Source organism: Marinomonas rhizomae, assembly GCF_024397855.1.
GTDB lineage: Bacteria > Pseudomonadota > Gammaproteobacteria > Pseudomonadales > Marinomonadaceae > Marinomonas > Marinomonas rhizomae_A.
The window spans coordinates 2,481,610-2,498,294 of the sequence record NZ_CP073343.1 but is presented as its reverse complement, the minus strand read 5'-3'; the positions used below and the strand labels follow the sequence as shown (position 1 = coordinate 2,498,294).

Here is a 16,685-nt window from a genome sequence, read left to right as displayed (position 1 = left end):
AGGTAATATGAATCGTGGACGTGCCGCTAGTAAGCAGCGTCCTCTAATCAACGAAAACATTCGAGCTACCGAAGTGCGTTTGATCGCTGCTGATGGTGAACAAGTTGGCGTTGTCTCTCTAGAAGAGGCACTAAAAGCAGCTCAAGAGGCTACTTTAGACTTAGTGCAAATTGCTGATTCAGATCCGATTGTTTGCAAAATCATGGACTACGGTAAGCATATTTTTGAAGCGAAAAAAGCGAAAGCTGCTCAAAAGAAAAATGCTAAGCAGATCCAAGTAAAAGAAATGAAATTCCGTCCAGGGACGGAGGAAGGGGATTATCAGGTAAAACTCCGCAACCTGATACGTTTCCTTGAAGGCGGGGATAAGGCCAAAGTATCACTACGATACCGCGGTCGTGAAATGGCCCATCAGGAGCTTGGCATGCAACTTATGAATCGAGTCGCAGCAGACTTAGAGGAATATGGTGCAGTTGAACAAGCCGCGAAAATGGAAGGTCGTCAATTGACGATGGTGCTAGGCCCCAAAAAGAAGAAGTAACTTTAAATAGATTGGCTTTAAGGGCTTCGGCTCTTAAAGACCGAATTATTAAGAAATTACACTAACATTAACGAATGCGAGAGTGGTTTTATCATGTCCAAAATTAAGTCACACAGTGGCGCAGCTAAGCGCTTCAAACGTACCGCGAATGGTTTTAAGCATAAGCAGTCTCATACTAGTCACATTTTGACTAAGAAATCGACTAAGCGTAAGCGTCATCTTCGTTCTATGAACCAGATTGCGCAAAGCGACAAAGCGTTAATTGTACGCATGTTGCCATACATCTAAGTCTAGATTTTTTTAGTTCATTAATTTATTAGTATAAGGTTTATATTATGCCTCGCGTAAAACGTGGTGTTCAGGCTCGTCGCCGTCACAAGAAGATTTTAAAGCAAGCTAAAGGTTACTACGGTGCACGTAGCCGTGTATTTCGTGTAGCAAAACAAGCTGTTATCAAAGCTGGTCAATACCAATACCGTGACCGTCGTCAGCGTAAACGTCAATTCCGCGCATTGTGGATTGCTCGTATTAACGCTGCTGCACGTATCAATGGTCTATCTTACAGCCGTTTCATTGCTGGCTTGAAAAAAGCGGCAATTGAAATCGACCGTAAGGTTTTGGCTGACCTAGCTGTGTACGAGAAAGAGGTTTTTGCTGCTATCGTTGAAAAAGCGAAAGCAAGCTTGGCTTAATTTCTGACGTAGCCTTAGGGTGATTCGATCTTGATAGATTTCATCTTAATAGAAAGAGTCACTCAATGCAGTCTTTGATAGGGGAAGAGCCAATGGTTCTTCCCCTATTTTATTTTTTGGAGTGTGTAAATGGAGAACCTAAAGCAGATTCTTGCTGATGCGTTAAGCGCAGTGGCTGCGTCTGAGAGTGAGTCCGCGCTGGATGATGTACGTGTGCATTATTTGGGTAAGAAGGGCGCTCTGACTGCTTTGTTGAAACAGCTTGGTAATGTTTCCGCAGAGGATCGACCAAAATTTGGTCAAATGGTCAACGAAGCAAAAGACCAAGTTCAGGAAAAGATTACTGAACGAAAAGCATCACTTGCTAAAGCAGCATTAGATGCCAAACTTGCAACAGAAACGATCGATATCTCCTTATCTGGTAAGGGTCAGGAAGTGGGTGGCTTGCATCCAGTGACTCGTACAATGGATCGTATTGAAACTTTTTTCCGTGGAATTGGCTTTGATGTGGCTGCAGGGCCTGAAATTGAAGACGATTATCACAACTTTGAAGCTCTAAACATTCCTGCGCATCACCCTGCGCGTGCAATGCAAGATACCTTCTATTTTAATCCAACAACCGTACTAAGAACGCATACATCTCCAGTTCAAGTGCGCACAATGGAAACGACTCAGCCGCCAATTCGAATTATTTGTCCTGGTCGTGTATATCGTTGCGACTCTGATCAAACTCACACACCTATGTTTCATCAGGTTGAAGGTCTATTGATCGACGAAAATATTTCGTTTGCAGATTTGAAGGGGATATTGCAGCAATTTTTGAATGTCTTCTTTGAGGATGATTTGAAAGTTCGCTTCCGTCCAAGTTACTTTCCATTTACTGAACCTTCAATAGAAGTGGATATCATGCGAACCAATAGCAAAGGCGAAGAGTCTTGGCTGGAAGTGTTAGGTTGCGGCATGGTGCACCCGAAAGTGCTTGAGATGTCAGGAATTGATTCTGAGAAATACACGGGGTTTGCTTTTGGTATGGGCGTTGAGCGTTTTGCTATGCTTCGCTACAAAGTAGATGACCTTCGTATGTTTTTCGAAAACGATTTGCGCTTCCTTAAACAATTCAAGTAACCAGTCGATCTAGGATGTTTTTATGAAAATTAGTGAGAATTGGCTAAGAGAGTGGGTCAATCCAGACATCAGTAGCGATGATTTGGTTGCTCAGATTACGTTAGCTGGCCTTGAAGTAGATGAAGTGTTGCCTGTTGCCTCTGAGTTTTCAGGCGTGGTAGTGGGTGAGATTGTCGGAGCTGAGCCTCATCCGAATGCTGATAAACTGCAAGTTTGTCAGGTGTCTGATGGTGCGGAGATCTTTCAGGTTGTTTGTGGTGCGCCAAATGCGCGTCCAGGTATCAAAATTCCTTTTGCTAAAATTGGCGCTGTTCTAGGGGCTGATTTTAAAATCAAAAAAGCCAAACTTCGCCAAGTAGAGTCTTTTGGTATGTTGTGCTCAGCCTCTGAATTGGGATTGAGTGATGATCATGATGGCATTATGGAATTACCAGCTATTGCGAAAGCAGGTGAAGACTTCCGCGCTTTTTTGAATCTTGATGATCAGATTATTGATGTAGATTTAACCCCTAACCGTAGCGACTGTTTAAGTGTTGCTGGTTTGGCTCGCGAAGTCGGAGTTTTGAATAAGACTGATGTGACGCCTGTTGAAATCACACCAACTGACGTTGTTGTTGGTGATGCTTTCCCTGTGAAAGTCGATGCAACAGACGCTTGCCCTCGTTACTTGGGCCGTGTTGTGCGTGGCGTCAATGTTGCTGCTCAGACGCCTTTGTGGATGGTTGAAAAGCTTCGTCGCAGTGGTATTCGCTCTATCGACCCAATTGTAGATATCACAAACTATGTGATGTTGGAGTTGGGGCAGCCAATGCATGCATTCGATCTAGCGAATCTATCCGGCTCGATTGTTGTGCGAATGGCTGATAAAGATGAAAAAATCGTCTTGCTTGACGGTCAGGAAGTAGCACTTCGTTCAGATACTTTGGTAATCGCTGATGAAAAATCACCTCTAGCCATTGCCGGTGTAATGGGTGGCGAAGGATCGGGTGTTAACGAAGCAACAAAAGATATTTTCCTTGAAAGTGCTTTCTTTGCGCCATTGGCTTTGGCTGGTAAGGCGCGTTCTTATGGATTGCATACTGATTCCTCTCATCGATTTGAGCGCGGTGTCGATGCAACGCTTCAGGAGCGAGCTTTAGAGCGAGCGACTGCGTTAGTTGTCGAAATTGCTGGCGGTCAAGTAGGTCCTATAACTCATGCTGTGAGTGAGTCGTCTTTACCTGAAGCCGCTGTTGTTACTTTGCGTCGCAAAAAACTTGATCAGTATTTGGCTATGTCTATCGATAAAGACTTGGTGACGGATATTTTAACTCGTCTTGGTCTAGATATGATTGAAGTGACAGATGAGGCTTGGACGACAAAAGCGCCATCACATCGTTTTGATATCGCAATAGAAGCGGATTTGATCGAAGAGGTTGCTCGTATCTACGGTTATGACAATCTTCCGTCTTCAATGCCTCAGGCGGCAGTGAATTTTACGCCTCTGTCTGAAACAAAAACTCAGATTCAAGTGATGCGTTCTATTTTAGTGTCGCAGGGTTATCAAGAAGCAGTAACTTATAGCTTTATTGATCCTGTCTTGAGTAAGCAGTTTTTGCCTAAGATCGAGCCAGTGCCTTTGGCAAACCCAATATCAGCAGATATGGGTGTAATGCGTCCAAGTTTGGTTCCAGGGTTGGTTAAAGCCTATCTTTACAATCAAAATCGTCAACAGTCCCGTGTTCGCTTGTTTGAAACAGGTCGTCGCTTTATTGGTACGGTTGATGCATTAGCGGATTTGGATCAGCAGCAGCAAGTAGCTGGCTTAATCGCAGGCACTCGTCATGCTGAAGCTTGGTATCATGGTAGCGAGAAGGTCGATTTTTATGATCTGAAGGCGCATGTAGAGGCTCTGTTTGAATTAAATGATGGTGGTAAGCCAACTTACGAGCGTTCAGCTTGCGAGTTTTTGCACCCAGGACGCTCAGCAGACATCTTTTTAGATGGTAAGTTTGTTGGTTTGATGGGGGAGTTACATCCACTGTTGTCTAAGACATTAGGTGCCAATCAGCCAGTCTATGTATTTGATATTGCGTTAGATGCTGTACTGAATGCGAGGTTGCCTGAATATGAAGCCGTCTCTCGTTTCCCTGAGGTTCGTCGTGACCTAGCGTTATTGGTTGATCGTTCTGTGCCTGTTAGTGAGTTGGAGAGGGTGATTTCTGCAACGGCGGGTGAGGCACTCAAAAATGTGTTGGTTTTTGATGTATATCAGGGCCAAGGTATTGATGAAACGAAAAAAAGTGTCGCTTTGGGCTTGACGTGGCAGCATCCTTCACACACTCTTAGTGATGAAGAAGTGAACAACTCAGTTGAACAAACTGTTGCAGCTTTGTCTGAGCAGTTGGGAGCCGTTGTAAGGGGGTAGGTTTATGGGATCGTTGACAAAAGCGGACCTTGCTGAAAATTTAGTGGATTCAATTGGCCTAAGTAAAAAAGATGCCAAAGATCTTGTTGAAGGTTTTTTTGATGTAGTTCGTAGTTCACTAATCGAAAGGCAGCAAGTTAAGTTGTCGGGCTTTGGTAATTTTGAAGTGCGTGAAAAGAGTCAGCGCCCAGGTCGAAATCCTAAGACGGGAGAAGAAATCCCAATTACCGCACGTACTGTCGTTACATTTAGACCTGGGCAGAAGCTCAAGTCTAAAGTAGAAGACTATATGCAAGAGTAGCTTGAAATGTTTCTAAAAAAGCCATCCGTTAGGGTGGCTTTTTTGTATCTGGCTGTTTGGTATGCCTATTTATTTAGTGTTGAGCCTTAATAAGACGAGACTTTGCTTTATATGCTTAATGTGAAAAGCAGAATCATATTTAGATCAATGTTTAAGCTATCAACTCTTAAAATTCTAGTTGCATGATTAAATTGAAAAAAAGTTTATAAAAGTCTTCCCTTTTCAATTCGTTATAGTAATATACGCACCCGCTGACAGGGACAGAGTTTAACTCTTCAGCTGTTAGTTTTCGGGGCGTAGCGCAGCCTGGTAGCGCACTAGCATGGGGTGCTAGTGGTCGCAGGTTCAAATCCTGCCGTCCCGACCAAAATTTGAGAAATGCCGCTATAGCTCAGTTGGTAGAGCATCTGACTTGTAATCAGAGGGTCCCGAGTTCGACTCTTGGTGGCGGCACCATAATTTGGTCAAAGTTTCTTTCTTTAGAAATAAAGTGTAGAGATAAAAAAAGATTTTGCTTTTATTAAAGCCGCTATAGCTCAGTTGGTAGAGCATCTGACTTGTAATCAGAGGGTCCCGAGTTCGACTCTTGGTGGCGGCACCACTTCTTAGGAAGTTATTTAAAAGTAAACTGCGTCATGTAATGCCGCTATAGCTCAGTTGGTAGAGCATCTGACTTGTAATCAGAGGGTCCCGAGTTCGACTCTTGGTGGCGGCACCATTTACTTGCTTATGTAAGTAAATTAAAAATTTGATTTAGCGTTAAGCCGCTATAGCTCAGTTGGTAGAGCATCTGACTTGTAATCAGAGGGTCCCGAGTTCGACTCTTGGTGGCGGCACCATTTACTTGCTTATGTAAGTAAATTAAAAATTTGATTTAGCGTTAAGCCGCTATAGCTCAGTTGGTAGAGCATCTGACTTGTAATCAGAGGGTCCCGAGTTCGACTCTTGGTGGCGGCACCACTTATTTGATAAAGTAAGTTGGAATAAAACGTTAAACAATGATTGGGTGTGTAGCTCAGTTGGGAGAGCGTCGCCCTTACAAGGCGAATGTCGGGAGTTCGAACCTCTCCACACCCACCACTTACTAAGCAGTGGTACTTATGAATAATAAGTAAAGAGCTAGATTGTGTTGGAGTGGTAGTTCAGTTGGTTAGAATACCTGCCTGTCACGCAGGGGGTCGCGGGTTCGAGTCCCGTCCATTCCGCCATTACTTATTAAAGTGTGGCAAAGAGTCAAAGATAGCTTAATAGTTATCTAGAAATGGGTGTGTAGCTCAGTTGGGAGAGCGTCGCCCTTACAAGGCGAATGTCGGGAGTTCGAACCTCTCCACACCCACCACTTACTAAGCAGTGGTACTTATGAATAATAAGTAAAGAGCTATATTGTGTTGGAGTGGTAGTTCAGTTGGTTAGAATACCTGCCTGTCACGCAGGGGGTCGCGGGTTCGAGTCCCGTCCATTCCGCCATTACTTATTAAAGTGTGGCAAAGAGTCAAAGATAGCTTAATAGTTATCTAGAAATGGGTGTGTAGCTCAGTTGGGAGAGCGTCGCCCTTACAAGGCGAATGTCGGGAGTTCGAACCTCTCCACACCCACCACTTACTAAGCAGTGGTACTTATGAATAATAAGTAAAGAGCTAGATTGTGTTGGAGTGGTAGTTCAGTTGGTTAGAATACCTGCCTGTCACGCAGGGGGTCGCGGGTTCGAGTCCCGTCCATTCCGCCATTACTTATTAAAGTGTGGCAAAGAGTCAAAGATAGCTTAATAGTTATCTAGAAATGGGTGTGTAGCTCAGTTGGGAGAGCGTCGCCCTTACAAGGCGAATGTCGGGAGTTCGAACCTCTCCACACCCACCACTTACTAAGCAGTGGTACTTATGAATAATAAGTAAAGAGCTAGATTGTGTTGGAGTGGTAGTTCAGTTGGTTAGAATACCTGCCTGTCACGCAGGGGGTCGCGGGTTCGAGTCCCGTCCATTCCGCCATTACTTATTAAAGTGTGGCAAAGAGTCAAAGATAGCTTAATAGTTATCTAGAAATGGGTGTGTAGCTCAGTTGGGAGAGCGTCGCCCTTACAAGGCGAATGTCGGGAGTTCGAACCTCTCCACACCCACCACTTACTAAGCAGTGGTACTTATGAATAATAAGTAAAGAGCTATATTGTGTTGGAGTGGTAGTTCAGTTGGTTAGAATACCTGCCTGTCACGCAGGGGGGCGCGGGTTCGAGTCCCGTCCATTCCGCCATTACTTATTAAAGTGTGGCAAAGAGTCAAAGATAGCTTAATAGTTATCTAGAAATGGGTGTGTAGCTCAGTTGGGAGAGCGTCGCCCTTACAAGGCGAATGTCGGGAGTTCGAACCTCTCCACACCCACCACTTACTAAGCAGTGGTACTTATGAATAATAAGTAAAGAGCTATATTGTGTTGGAGTGGTAGTTCAGTTGGTTAGAATACCTGCCTGTCACGCAGGGGGTCGCGGGTTCGAGTCCCGTCCATTCCGCCATTTTCCTCGGTTCTAATATATAAATCTATTAACTCAGGAAAAGGCAACTCTCAGGATTGCGAGCCTATTCACACCCACCATCATATTTTCTAAATATTTTTTTTGTAAATTCCTACCTAATTTTTCTCTTATTTTTTCACTCTATAAAATATACTTCTCAACGATTTCCTTACAAATTAAATCTCTTATAGTTATTTTTTAGAGAACTTTCATCTGTTGCGCATCACCTTTTGTCCTTTTTAGACTACTATTGTGTAAATATTGTATTGCTTAAGAAATACTTACTGGTAATATCAGGATATGTGCTTCTATACTTGAAGCGTATAAGTGACTTAATGATTAAAATAAAATTTCCAATAAAAATAACAATGGAGCTTATTTATGACTACCTCCTCAAAATTCTTGTTTAAAGCAAGTCTTGTTGCTGCTTCTGTGGCAGCGGCGTCATCTGCGTATTCAGCTGGTTTTGCTTTAAATGATCACAGTGCTACAGCCTCAGGTAAAGCCTTGGGTGGTGTAGCGGCGTCTAACGAAGATATATCAGCTAGCTTCTGGAACCCTGCGTTATTTGTAAATGCTAAAGAAACGACGGTTTATGTATCAGGCGCTTATGTCATGCCGAATATGGATGTAAAGCTTAATTCAGCCGAAGATGCTACACCAGCCTTAGCTGGGGGAGCGAAAGATTTATCTGCTGATGGCGCTACAAACGATTCTGTTGATAATACCTTAGTCCCTGCATTCTACTTTGCTAAACCTATTTCTGATAAAACCGTGGCAGGTATTTCTCTAAATGTTCCATTTGGTTTGTCTGGTGACTATGGAAAAGATTGGGCGGGTCGTTTTCATGCTACAGAGACGGCGATTCAAGATATTGCTCTGAGCTTTTCACTAGCGCATAGGGTTAATAGTTGGGCGTCAGTAGGGGCAAGTGTACAGATCCATCGTGCAGAAGTTGTATTAGAGTCGGCTGTTGGTACATCTACTGCTGCTGCGGGCGGAGAGGGGATTGGTCGTATTGAGGCAGATGATACTAGTTATGGCTATAGTCTGGGTGTGGCATTAGAGCCAAGAAAGGGGACTCGTGTAGGTTTGGGCTATCGTAGCGAAGTTAGTTTTGATTTTAAAGGTGATGTTAAATATAACAATGTTACGGGGGTTAATGCTGGGCTTTCCGGTCTTGGTGCTGGCTATCAGTTGATTAATGCTGATGTTAGCGACTCAATTGACTTTCCTTCAGTGCTGACGTTAGGTGTTGAGCAGGATTTAACACCTAAGTTGATTTTAGGTCTTAGTGCTATACGCACTGGTTGGGGCTCAATGGATGGTATTAATATTGATTTTGATAGTAATCAGCCTAATTCAGTACTCACTTTTGGGTTTGAAGATCAGTGGATGTATTCTGCAGGCTTAACGTATGCATACTCTGACAAGCTGACGTTACGTACTGGTTTTGCCATGGATGATTCCCCTGTAACAGATGAATATCGCTCTGCTCGTACGCCTGATGGCGATCGTAAGTGGATTTCTATTGGTGGGACGTATGACTTTAATGATATGGCATCAGCTACTTTTGCGTTTACCCATGTGATGATCGAAGATGTGTCTGTTAATCGTACTGGTTTGACTGAAGATGCTGCTCGTGGAACTTTGAAGGCCGATTATGAGTCTTCAGCCAATGTTATCTCTGTCGCGATGAATATGGCGTTCTAATTTATCATTGCATAAATTGTTATTGCGTTTAAAAAAGCCAGAGTTCAATTTGAACTCTGGCTTTTTAGTGTCTGGGGTCCGGTGTTCTTTGAAATGTTGATATCTTATTGGTTCGATCTTAATAGACCATCCGTAGCTCTTTGGCTTTGGCGTTATTGCTTTCTGTCCAGTCTGACATAGGGGACGGTTTGCCAAAATAATACCCTTGTAGTGTTTGGCAGCCTAAAGCGGTTAGTAGAGTGGCTTGTTCTTTCGTCTCTATGCCTTCAGCGATAACCTTCATGCCAAGAGACTCAGCGAGCTGTATGGTAGATTTAACAATATCCACATGGCGTTGGTCGCCAGGCAGTGGTGAAACAAAGCGACGATCGATTTTAAGGATGTTTGCAGGGATGTCTACAAGTTGTCCTAGAGAGGCTTGTCCTGTGCCAAAGTCATCAATGGCAATGGAGTAGCCATATTGCGATAAGCTTCTTAAACGCTTATGTATGAGCGGGTGAGTCATTACAGGGCTAGTTTCTGTGATCTCAAGCTCAAGCATGTCCCCAAGCCATGAGTTATCAGCAATTAACGTCATCAACAAAGCAAAGAAAGAATCATTCATTAGCTCTTGGCCAGCTAAATTGAATGCGATAGGCGTGTGAATGTGCTCTTTATGCCACTCAGTTAGAGTAGTGACGAGTTCCAGTACTAGGTTTTCGGCAAGAAGTGGAAGTAGCCCTAATTTCTCGGCAATTTTAATGAAGGTTGTGGGTGGAACAAACTTTCCATCACATTGCCATCTGGCGAGGGCTTCAAAGGAGCGTATCTGTCCATTTGGTGATACTTGGGGTTGTAGCCAAAGCGCGACTTTTTTATTTTTTATTGCTGTGCTGAGTTTTAAGCCAAGCTTGTGTTCTTCAATGAGTTTGTGTTCAAGATCATGGTTGTAGTACGAGAAGCGATCTGTGCTGGTCGAATATTCCAAAGCCATTTCACAGTGCTCTAACAGTTCTTCTGCTGTTCTGCCATCCGTGTGGTAATAGGCGATCCCAACTTGATAATCCATATTGAGTTTATTTCCATCAACCGTTATCTGGCTCGGCAGAACGGAGTGAATGAGAGTTGAGAGGTTTTTTTGGATTAAGTAGGTTTGTCCTAATGGAACAAAGCAAGAAAATTTCACTCCGCGTAAACGACCTATAATAGCTTGTTTTGAAAGTTTCTTTTGCATAGTCTTTGAAAAATTGAGAATAACCTTGTTGGCGCTGTCTTTGCCATATTGCTTATTGAGCAATTTGAATTGGCTAATACGGATAATAAACATCGCGCCTGTTAAATGCTTGTCTTGCTCATTTATGCGTTGATTAACCTGTCTACAAAAGTGTCTGTGGTTTGGAAGCAGAGTCAGTAAATCGAAATGTGCTAAGCGACTATTGGTTTGTTGCGTGTTTTCTAGTTCTTGCTGTATTGCCCGTAACTGCGTCGTATTTTGCAGATGAAGAACATAGTAACCGTGTTGGGTTAATGAGGCCCGACGAATTTCAATGTGTACGTTAGTTTTTTGTTTTAACGTACATTCGGCTACGTTTGATTGCCAAAAAAAGCGTCCTGTATCACCGAGAGGGGCTAGCCAGTCAGTAATAGTAGAATCAGAAATATGGGTTTTAGGGGAATCTGTTAGTAGCTCTCGAACCAATTGATTGGCCTTAAGGATTCGCCCTCGTTGATCGCATAATAGGGTTGGTGTCCCTGTGTTCTCAAAAAACTCTTCGTACATTGCGTAATTGTCATTCAGCTTTTGATAAAGCAGCTTCATGTGAGAGGCATTGTTTTCGAGTGTCTGAATGATTCTAGAGACTGCTAGCGGTAAGCCTAGATTGAGCGTTGCAAAGGTCAGTAACTGAAAGTAAAAAGACGAGGCGATATCGTTTTGGCCGTTATCTAGCCCGTTGCTTGTCATTAAGTAAAAAGGATATATATTGGCAACCATTGCTAGTAAAGAGGCTCTGAAGCTGAACAATAGGCGAGTAATGAGAGGCAGCGAATACAAAGACACTAATGCGTATTTTTCTGCATGAAATTCTTCGCTTAACGTTAGTAGAAGAAAGCTGGTTGTGATTAGGGTAATAAGAAATAGAATCGCTGTGATCTTGGTGTATTTTCTACTGAAATAAAGAAGTCCACCAAGGAGGCAAAGGTACGTACTATTGATGCCTAAAAAAGTGACGTCTTGATAAGTAATTAGATAATGAACTTCTGAAACCGAAAAAATACAGATTGTCAGCGCAAGCAAAATGCGTAGGGCACTTTGTTGAAATGCTTTTTCATCGCCCTCTATTGAGGAGTCTGAATCTACTAAAAAATAATTCTTAAGAAAATTGATAAACATTAATAAACTTCATAATGCGAAAAAATAAGCCGCAGTTATTTGCGGCTTTCAATAGACAGTACCTAAAATTCAAGAACTTGACTACGCTAGTTTATAATTTAAATTAAAAATTAGGCGTTAATTTGCCTTAAATGATTGTCCCAGTGTACGTTAGGATGTTTTTTGATCATTTTGCTGACGTTTTGGACAGGATTGCTTTTTAGCTGAGAGCCTATGCCGCTTGTTAATAAAAACTCATGGGCGTTATCTGTCGCAACAAGACCACAAACATCTCGGCAATTTTCAACGCCAAGAAAGGTTTTTGAACTCACGTGCCAGTAGGCAACTAAGCCGCCTCTTGGGGTACTGATGGCAAGTATTTCACCTGAACTATCGAAGCAAACGCTGCCGCAATATTGCTTAAAGCGGACTCGCACTTCTTCCGGAATCGGCAGATATTCAAGCTCTGCTTGATCAAGACGAGATATAGCAACCAATGGCACTTGGTCCCACATCTCACCTTGATATTGAAAACCTAAAGCAACGGTTCCTTGTTGGTTAACGTCAAGATGTCGAATGCTCAATTGATGTAAATCAGCGCTATTGGCGGACTGATTTAAAACAGTACCATCTTGCAGATTTAGATAAGTGACATTAGGTTTCATGGTATCTAGATTTAAGATTTTTCGATCTTCATCTGGGTGCGTCATTAGTCCGCCATTGGCAATAATCAGCACTTGGTCATTTAAAAGTACGGACTCGTGAGGGCCAATTCCGTTACTGCTAAAAGAATGAAGTACCTGACCGCTTGGCCAATCGCGCACAAATATTTTGCCTTGTCCTGTCGGATAATGGTTTTCTTGGGTAATTAAGCGCTTACCATCAGAAGTAAATAGGGCATGACCATAAAAATGATGGTCTTTACTTGGCTTGATGCGAGTAATTTTTTGATGAGTGGATACATCAAAGAAATCCATAAAGAAGCCAGGTCTTCGCGCAACAATACCAACAATGCTCTGGCTCGGGTGGATAACAGGAGCATGGGCTCTATCTAGCAGCTGAGTACTCCAAGCAATATCGCCATTTTCTTTGAACAGGCCAAAAAAATGTTCTTTCTTATTTACAGAATACGCAGAGGCATAGAGCTTCTTGCCGGAATGTTGTTGGGTTAATGTTGCCCATGATGGCGTACTAACGACTGCACCGCTCAAGGCACTCATCGCAAGGAAAGACCGTCTTGTCAGCATCTTAGGCTAGTCTCCGTCTCTGCTGTTAAAACCAATCTGGAAACCTAGTTGAGTGACCATGCTTGATAAATAAGATTGGCTGTTAGAGATAGATTTCACGAGTGGTTTTGCCAGTGAGATGCGTTCTTCTTGCGTATGATTTGCATGGAAGAAGTCTTTTGGCAATTGAAGCGCCAACTTTATATTCTCTGTAAGCTGTTCATCAAACTGATTTGCTAGGGTTGGGTTGGCTCGTTTTGCCAGCTCATATAAAGATGGTGAGCCTGCGTGATAAATTTCACGGTAAGACTGCAAGTTTTTTTGAATGGCTCTTAAGGAAAGGTCGCTACGATAAAACTCGGCAAGTTTTAGGTTTTCGCGACTGTTATAACCAATAGGCGTTTCGAGCTTGGCGTCTTTGACGGCCGACATATGCTCGATCCATTGCTGCAAAAATAACTCCAAGGCGACTTTTTCAGAATCAAAGCCAGTGCCTTCTTCATCGAATACCCAGTCTTGTGCCTTTCCATCTTGCCATTGTTTAGCAACCGCAGCGGCGCTTTCTAGATGATGAGTGGTCACTTTTTCAAGTAATCGGCAATGCTCAACAGAGTGTGTCGGCTCAAAATCAGGGTGATATAACAAGCTTTCAATCGCCGTTAAACCTCGTACTGCAATACTGGCTGATGTCCAAAACTTCGGTGCATCCATGGCGGCGGGATCACCTTGAGCTAAAGCTCTAAGCTGGCGTTGTGTAACGCCTTTTTTATCGGGCCAGTATTCAAAAGCGTAATAGCGCATAAAGTATGTGACGGGGCCAAAATTAAGCCATTGTACCTGTTGCCAATCCAAAGCATTGGCCCGAAAAGCCTCTTGCGCGTCATGAAGCCTTGCTTTAGATGGTGAAGCGCAGAGTTCTTCTGTGCGCATTTGTAGTGTCTTTGACGATTCTGTGTAGGTCTCGTAGCCTTGCTTGACGACATTGGTAACGATGCCATCAAGTGGGCCTTGCCACTGACCAGCAGACGCTAGTAACGGTGTGGACGCGCTAATGGCTATGGCAATTAGTTTTGGAAAATATTTCATTACAGCGACTCCAAAAAATAGATGAGTTTTTCACGTTGTTCTTTATTTAGATTTTTGTAATATTCTTTGCTCTGATTGGCTTCTCCGCCATGCCAAAGAATGGCCTCTTCGATGGTTTGAGCTCGGCCATCATGTAGAAAACTTACACGGCCAGACACTTTTTTCGATAACCCAATACCCCATAAAGGCGCGGTTCGCCACTCGCTTGGGCTTGCGGAAAAGTTCGGAAACCCTCCAGCGAGCTCAGGCCCCATATCGTGCAGCAACATGTCGGTAAAAGGATAGAAAGTGCGATTGTTTAAAACGGCAAATTCTGAGCTATTTCCTGTTTCCATCTTTGGGGTATGACAGCTTGCACAGCGGCCATCATCAAACAAGCGTTTGCCCTCTAGAAATGTTTTATTGGTTAGATTGCGCATTGCAGGAGGGGAAGATAAGGATACAAAAAGATCAACCAGTCTAGTTTGTTGTTTATCAACTTCTAAATTGTCTAAATGTGAGCTATTGCCATTTGGGCTTTGCATGCAATCGCGTTGGAATTCAGTGCAATCACCTGATGGCTTTGGATTGAGAGGGGTAGATAATCCCAAATCCGTATTAAACGCTGACTGATTTTGGGCACTAACGCTTGTGGCTGTTGCTTTGTAGCCAAAACGGCCAATAACTTTTTCTTTGTCACTCAGCACCCAGCTTACGCGGCCACTAATGCCGTCGTTGTTTTTATCATCGGGATCAGCGCCAGATATAATGAGCTCGTCAGGAATATTATCTAACAACCCCATACCAACTAAGGCGGGTGATACCAACATGGTAAAGCCAGTGCTGTCTTCGAAGTGGCCATAATTCAGCGTGTTCCAATGAAGGTTGGGCTTTCTAAGAGTAACTTCTGTTCCATCGCTTAGTGTTTCAATGTACGTGCTGTAAGTGAGGTAATAATCGCCTTCAGGCAAAATGCCAGGCGAACTTTGGCCTTGAAATTGATGTCCGTAGCGTTTGTCGCCAATAGGAGGGTAGATCTTATTCGTTTGAATGTTGGAAGTAGGGTAAGACTTTCCAAGTTTAACTAAAAAAGACGGTATGGATGCCCCGTTGACGTTTGCTTCTGGAGCATGACCACGACCACCATTTAAGTGGCAGTTGTTACAGGATCGGGTGTTGAACAGTGGGCCTAAGCCATCACTAGCAGTAGTAGAAGAGGGAGCCGGTACCCACAATTTTTGAAAAACATTTTTACCAATATGGAAGTCTAGCTTGTCTTCAACCTTAATGCCGACAAGAGGTGTGGAATAATCACTGGCAATAGCTGTGTTCTGGAAACAAAAAAAGCTGGCGTAAACGCCAGCTACAATAAAAATACCATTATTAAAATTTGCAGTCATAAATAGACAAATACCATTAACTGACTAAATGACACATCTTCCATGGCATCTCATTCGTTTATTTTATAGTGGAACAGTTAATTCTGCTCTCTATTGAAATACTGCGCTTGGGTTGTCCAAACTATCAGACCCTTCTAGTGCAATACCTTCAAGGTTTAGTTCATGAATAACGTCTTCCGTAGAGCGGGTTTCATTAACCAAGGAATCAACAAAAGTTTGTACTAACTGATTACCTTTAGTGTTGTTCATGGCAATTAAGACATCAAACGTTTGGCCTTTTGCTGCCGCATCGACCATCGCTTGAGCAGCGGCTTCTGTTTGATTAAGGTTTTGCTTCATTTCTTTATCTAGCTGTGGGTTTTGTTTAGCCACCAAGTCAGATAAAGATGCCCCTTTAACCCAGCTACCATCGACACGTTTGTATTCACCTAGGTAAGCATTCTTGATGCCTTTAGCGTCATAGTAATGTGACCAATGTGTATTGTCAGAGAAACAGTCATGCTCTTCTTCTGGATCATGCAGCATTAAACCAAGTTTAGTTCGCTCACCACCCAATTCACCGTATGCCAAACTGCCCATGCCAGTCAGAATAGTAGAAAGGCCCTGCTCTGGGGATTGCTCTAATAATGCAACGCGAGCTGCGCCGCCTTGTTTCCAGTTGTTCGCCATTTCTTCTAAATCAGAAATAAGCAAGTCGGTAGCTGCTACTAAGTAGTCACGTCGACGATCGCAGTTACCATTTGTGCAGTTGTTAAGGTCGAAATCAGTAGCAGGACGTTCGCCAGCACCAGGGTTTGTACCGTTTAGATCTTGACCCCATAGCAAAAATTCAATGGCGTGATAACCACTGGCAACGTTTGCTTCTACGCCATCCGCTTCTTGAAGGCTTTCGGCAATCAATTCAGGGGTAATATTAGTGGTATCTACCTTTACACCACCAATTGTTAAGCTTGTAGAAGCGATAACATTTGCAGCATAAAGAGGGTTTAGATCAGACTCTGTACCATAGCTGTCTACCGCTACATAATCGATCAAGCCTTCGTCTAGTGGCCAAGCGTTAACTTTACCTTCCCATTCATCCACAATTGGATTACCGAAGCGATAGACTTCGCTTTGCTGATAAGGAACGCGAGCCGCAATCCAAGCGGTTCGAGCGGCTTTCAAGTTGGCTTCTGTAGGGTTAGCTAAAAAAGTATCAATAGAGGAGCGAAGCGCTTTTGCTGTTTGTAGAGAGTCACCGTAAACGGCTTCTGCAATATCAGCATAATGAACGACAACGGAATTCGCTGTGATAGCAGTAGTTTCTTGTTTTACGTTTGCTGGTCCGCAAGCGGTAAGCATCGCACCGGTAACGCAAATGGC

At 43.3% G+C, this 16,685-nt stretch carries 12 protein-coding genes and 18 tRNA genes; 25 read left to right on the top strand and 5 right to left on the bottom strand.

What is annotated here, in order from left to right:
• Positions 1 to 7: 7 nt before the first annotated feature.
• The 25 genes from infC to KDW99_RS11760 all read left to right on the top strand — a co-directional run bounded on the left by infC (position 8) and on the right by KDW99_RS11760 (position 9,282).
• A complete protein-coding gene (gene infC, locus KDW99_RS11880) occupies positions 8 to 541 on the top strand; it encodes a translation initiation factor IF-3 (protein WP_113916037.1) in 534 nt (177 codons plus the stop codon).
• A 93-nt stretch (positions 542 to 634) separates the two neighbouring features.
• Positions 635 to 829, top strand: a complete 195-nt coding sequence (gene rpmI / locus KDW99_RS11875; protein ID WP_012070284.1) for a 50S ribosomal protein L35 — start codon at positions 635 to 637, stop codon at positions 827 to 829.
• Between the two features lie 47 nt (positions 830 to 876).
• Entirely contained in the window at positions 877 to 1,233 is a 357-nt protein-coding gene (gene rplT, locus KDW99_RS11870; protein WP_024023333.1) for a 50S ribosomal protein L20, read from the top strand.
• Positions 1,234 to 1,362: 129 nt separating this feature from the next.
• Entirely contained in the window at positions 1,363 to 2,358 is a 996-nt protein-coding gene (pheS, locus tag KDW99_RS11865) for a phenylalanine--tRNA ligase subunit alpha (protein WP_255824984.1), read from the top strand.
• A 22-nt stretch (positions 2,359 to 2,380) separates the two neighbouring features.
• On the top strand, positions 2,381 to 4,765 hold the full coding sequence (pheT, locus tag KDW99_RS11860; protein WP_255824983.1) for a phenylalanine--tRNA ligase subunit beta: 2,385 nt from the start codon (positions 2,381 to 2,383) through the stop codon (positions 4,763 to 4,765).
• Between the two features lie 4 nt (positions 4,766 to 4,769).
• Entirely contained in the window at positions 4,770 to 5,066 is a 297-nt protein-coding gene (locus tag KDW99_RS11855; RefSeq protein WP_012070280.1) for an integration host factor subunit alpha, read from the top strand.
• A 290-nt stretch (positions 5,067 to 5,356) separates the two neighbouring features.
• Positions 5,357 to 5,433 (top strand) — tRNA-Pro (locus tag KDW99_RS11850).
• A gap of 13 nt (positions 5,434 to 5,446) precedes the next feature.
• A tRNA-Thr gene (locus tag KDW99_RS11845) sits at positions 5,447 to 5,522 on the top strand.
• A 69-nt stretch (positions 5,523 to 5,591) separates the two neighbouring features.
• Positions 5,592 to 5,667, top strand: a tRNA-Thr gene (locus KDW99_RS11840).
• 41 nt (positions 5,668 to 5,708) lie between these two features.
• Positions 5,709 to 5,784, top strand: a tRNA-Thr gene (locus tag KDW99_RS11835).
• Between the two features lie 45 nt (positions 5,785 to 5,829).
• A tRNA-Thr gene (locus KDW99_RS11830) sits at positions 5,830 to 5,905 on the top strand.
• A gap of 45 nt (positions 5,906 to 5,950) precedes the next feature.
• A tRNA-Thr gene (locus KDW99_RS11825) sits at positions 5,951 to 6,026 on the top strand.
• A 44-nt stretch (positions 6,027 to 6,070) separates the two neighbouring features.
• Positions 6,071 to 6,146: transfer RNA gene (locus KDW99_RS11820), tRNA-Val, on the top strand.
• Positions 6,147 to 6,197: 51 nt separating this feature from the next.
• Positions 6,198 to 6,274 (top strand) — tRNA-Asp (locus KDW99_RS11815).
• Positions 6,275 to 6,329: 55 nt separating this feature from the next.
• Positions 6,330 to 6,405, top strand: a tRNA-Val gene (locus KDW99_RS11810).
• Positions 6,406 to 6,456: 51 nt separating this feature from the next.
• A tRNA-Asp gene (locus KDW99_RS11805) sits at positions 6,457 to 6,533 on the top strand.
• A gap of 55 nt (positions 6,534 to 6,588) precedes the next feature.
• Positions 6,589 to 6,664: transfer RNA gene (locus KDW99_RS11800), tRNA-Val, on the top strand.
• A 51-nt stretch (positions 6,665 to 6,715) separates the two neighbouring features.
• Positions 6,716 to 6,792 (top strand) — tRNA-Asp (locus KDW99_RS11795).
• A 55-nt stretch (positions 6,793 to 6,847) separates the two neighbouring features.
• A tRNA-Val gene (locus KDW99_RS11790) sits at positions 6,848 to 6,923 on the top strand.
• Positions 6,924 to 6,974: 51 nt separating this feature from the next.
• A tRNA-Asp gene (locus tag KDW99_RS11785) sits at positions 6,975 to 7,051 on the top strand.
• 55 nt (positions 7,052 to 7,106) lie between these two features.
• Positions 7,107 to 7,182, top strand: a tRNA-Val gene (locus KDW99_RS11780).
• A gap of 51 nt (positions 7,183 to 7,233) precedes the next feature.
• Positions 7,234 to 7,310, top strand: a tRNA-Asp gene (locus tag KDW99_RS11775).
• A gap of 55 nt (positions 7,311 to 7,365) precedes the next feature.
• Positions 7,366 to 7,441: transfer RNA gene (locus tag KDW99_RS11770), tRNA-Val, on the top strand.
• Positions 7,442 to 7,492: 51 nt separating this feature from the next.
• Positions 7,493 to 7,569 (top strand) — tRNA-Asp (locus KDW99_RS11765).
• A 381-nt stretch (positions 7,570 to 7,950) separates the two neighbouring features.
• Positions 7,951 to 9,282: an OmpP1/FadL family transporter gene (locus KDW99_RS11760; RefSeq protein ID WP_255824981.1), complete on the top strand. Its 1,332-nt coding sequence runs from the start codon at positions 7,951 to 7,953 to the stop codon at positions 9,280 to 9,282.
• Positions 9,283 to 9,400: 118 nt separating this feature from the next.
• Here KDW99_RS11760 and KDW99_RS11755 read toward each other — a convergent pair whose 3' ends face one another.
• The 5 genes from KDW99_RS11755 to KDW99_RS11735 all read right to left on the bottom strand — a co-directional run bounded on the left by KDW99_RS11755 (position 9,401) and on the right by KDW99_RS11735 (position 16,664).
• Positions 9,401 to 11,653 (bottom strand): GGDEF domain-containing phosphodiesterase, encoded by a 2,253-nt coding sequence (locus KDW99_RS11755; RefSeq protein ID WP_255824980.1) that lies wholly within the window; start codon positions 11,651 to 11,653, stop codon positions 9,401 to 9,403.
• A 110-nt stretch (positions 11,654 to 11,763) separates the two neighbouring features.
• On the bottom strand, positions 11,764 to 12,879 hold the full coding sequence (locus KDW99_RS11750; RefSeq protein WP_255824979.1) for a DUF1513 domain-containing protein: 1,116 nt from the start codon (positions 12,877 to 12,879) through the stop codon (positions 11,764 to 11,766).
• Between the two features lie 6 nt (positions 12,880 to 12,885).
• Positions 12,886 to 13,944, bottom strand: a complete 1,059-nt coding sequence (locus KDW99_RS11745; RefSeq protein ID WP_255824978.1) for an imelysin family protein — start codon at positions 13,942 to 13,944, stop codon at positions 12,886 to 12,888.
• Entirely contained in the window at positions 13,944 to 15,323 is a 1,380-nt protein-coding gene (locus KDW99_RS11740; protein ID WP_255824976.1) for a di-heme oxidoreductase family protein, read from the bottom strand. Before KDW99_RS11740 ends, KDW99_RS11745 begins: the two co-directional genes overlap by 1 nt.
• A 90-nt stretch (positions 15,324 to 15,413) precedes the next feature.
• Positions 15,414 to 16,664, bottom strand: a complete 1,251-nt coding sequence (locus KDW99_RS11735) for an imelysin family protein (protein WP_370646789.1) — start codon at positions 16,662 to 16,664, stop codon at positions 15,414 to 15,416.
• Positions 16,665 to 16,685: the final 21 nt, after the last annotated feature.

Excerpts from the sequence above, each read along its gene's own strand:
- infC (WP_113916037.1), top strand. The coding sequence starts at position 8 with ATGAATCGTGGACGTGCCGCTAGTAAGCAGCGTCCTCTAATCAACGAA.
- rpmI (WP_012070284.1), top strand. The coding sequence starts at position 635 with ATGTCCAAAATTAAGTCACACAGTGGCGCAGCTAAGCGCTTCAAACGT.
- rplT (WP_024023333.1), top strand. The coding sequence starts at position 877 with ATGCCTCGCGTAAAACGTGGTGTTCAGGCTCGTCGCCGTCACAAGAAG.
- pheS (WP_255824984.1), top strand. The coding sequence starts at position 1,363 with ATGGAGAACCTAAAGCAGATTCTTGCTGATGCGTTAAGCGCAGTGGCT.
- pheT (WP_255824983.1), top strand. The coding sequence starts at position 2,381 with ATGAAAATTAGTGAGAATTGGCTAAGAGAGTGGGTCAATCCAGACATC.
- KDW99_RS11855 (WP_012070280.1), top strand. The coding sequence starts at position 4,770 with ATGGGATCGTTGACAAAAGCGGACCTTGCTGAAAATTTAGTGGATTCA.
- KDW99_RS11760 (WP_255824981.1), top strand. The coding sequence starts at position 7,951 with ATGACTACCTCCTCAAAATTCTTGTTTAAAGCAAGTCTTGTTGCTGCT.
- KDW99_RS11755 (WP_255824980.1), bottom strand. The coding sequence starts at position 11,653 with ATGTTTATCAATTTTCTTAAGAATTATTTTTTAGTAGATTCAGACTCC.
- KDW99_RS11750 (WP_255824979.1), bottom strand. The coding sequence starts at position 12,879 with ATGCTGACAAGACGGTCTTTCCTTGCGATGAGTGCCTTGAGCGGTGCA.
- KDW99_RS11745 (WP_255824978.1), bottom strand. The coding sequence starts at position 13,944 with ATGAAATATTTTCCAAAACTAATTGCCATAGCCATTAGCGCGTCCACA.
- KDW99_RS11740 (WP_255824976.1), bottom strand. The coding sequence starts at position 15,323 with ATGACTGCAAATTTTAATAATGGTATTTTTATTGTAGCTGGCGTTTAC.
- KDW99_RS11735 (WP_370646789.1), bottom strand. The coding sequence starts at position 16,664 with ATGCTTACCGCTTGCGGACCAGCAAACGTAAAACAAGAAACTACTGCT.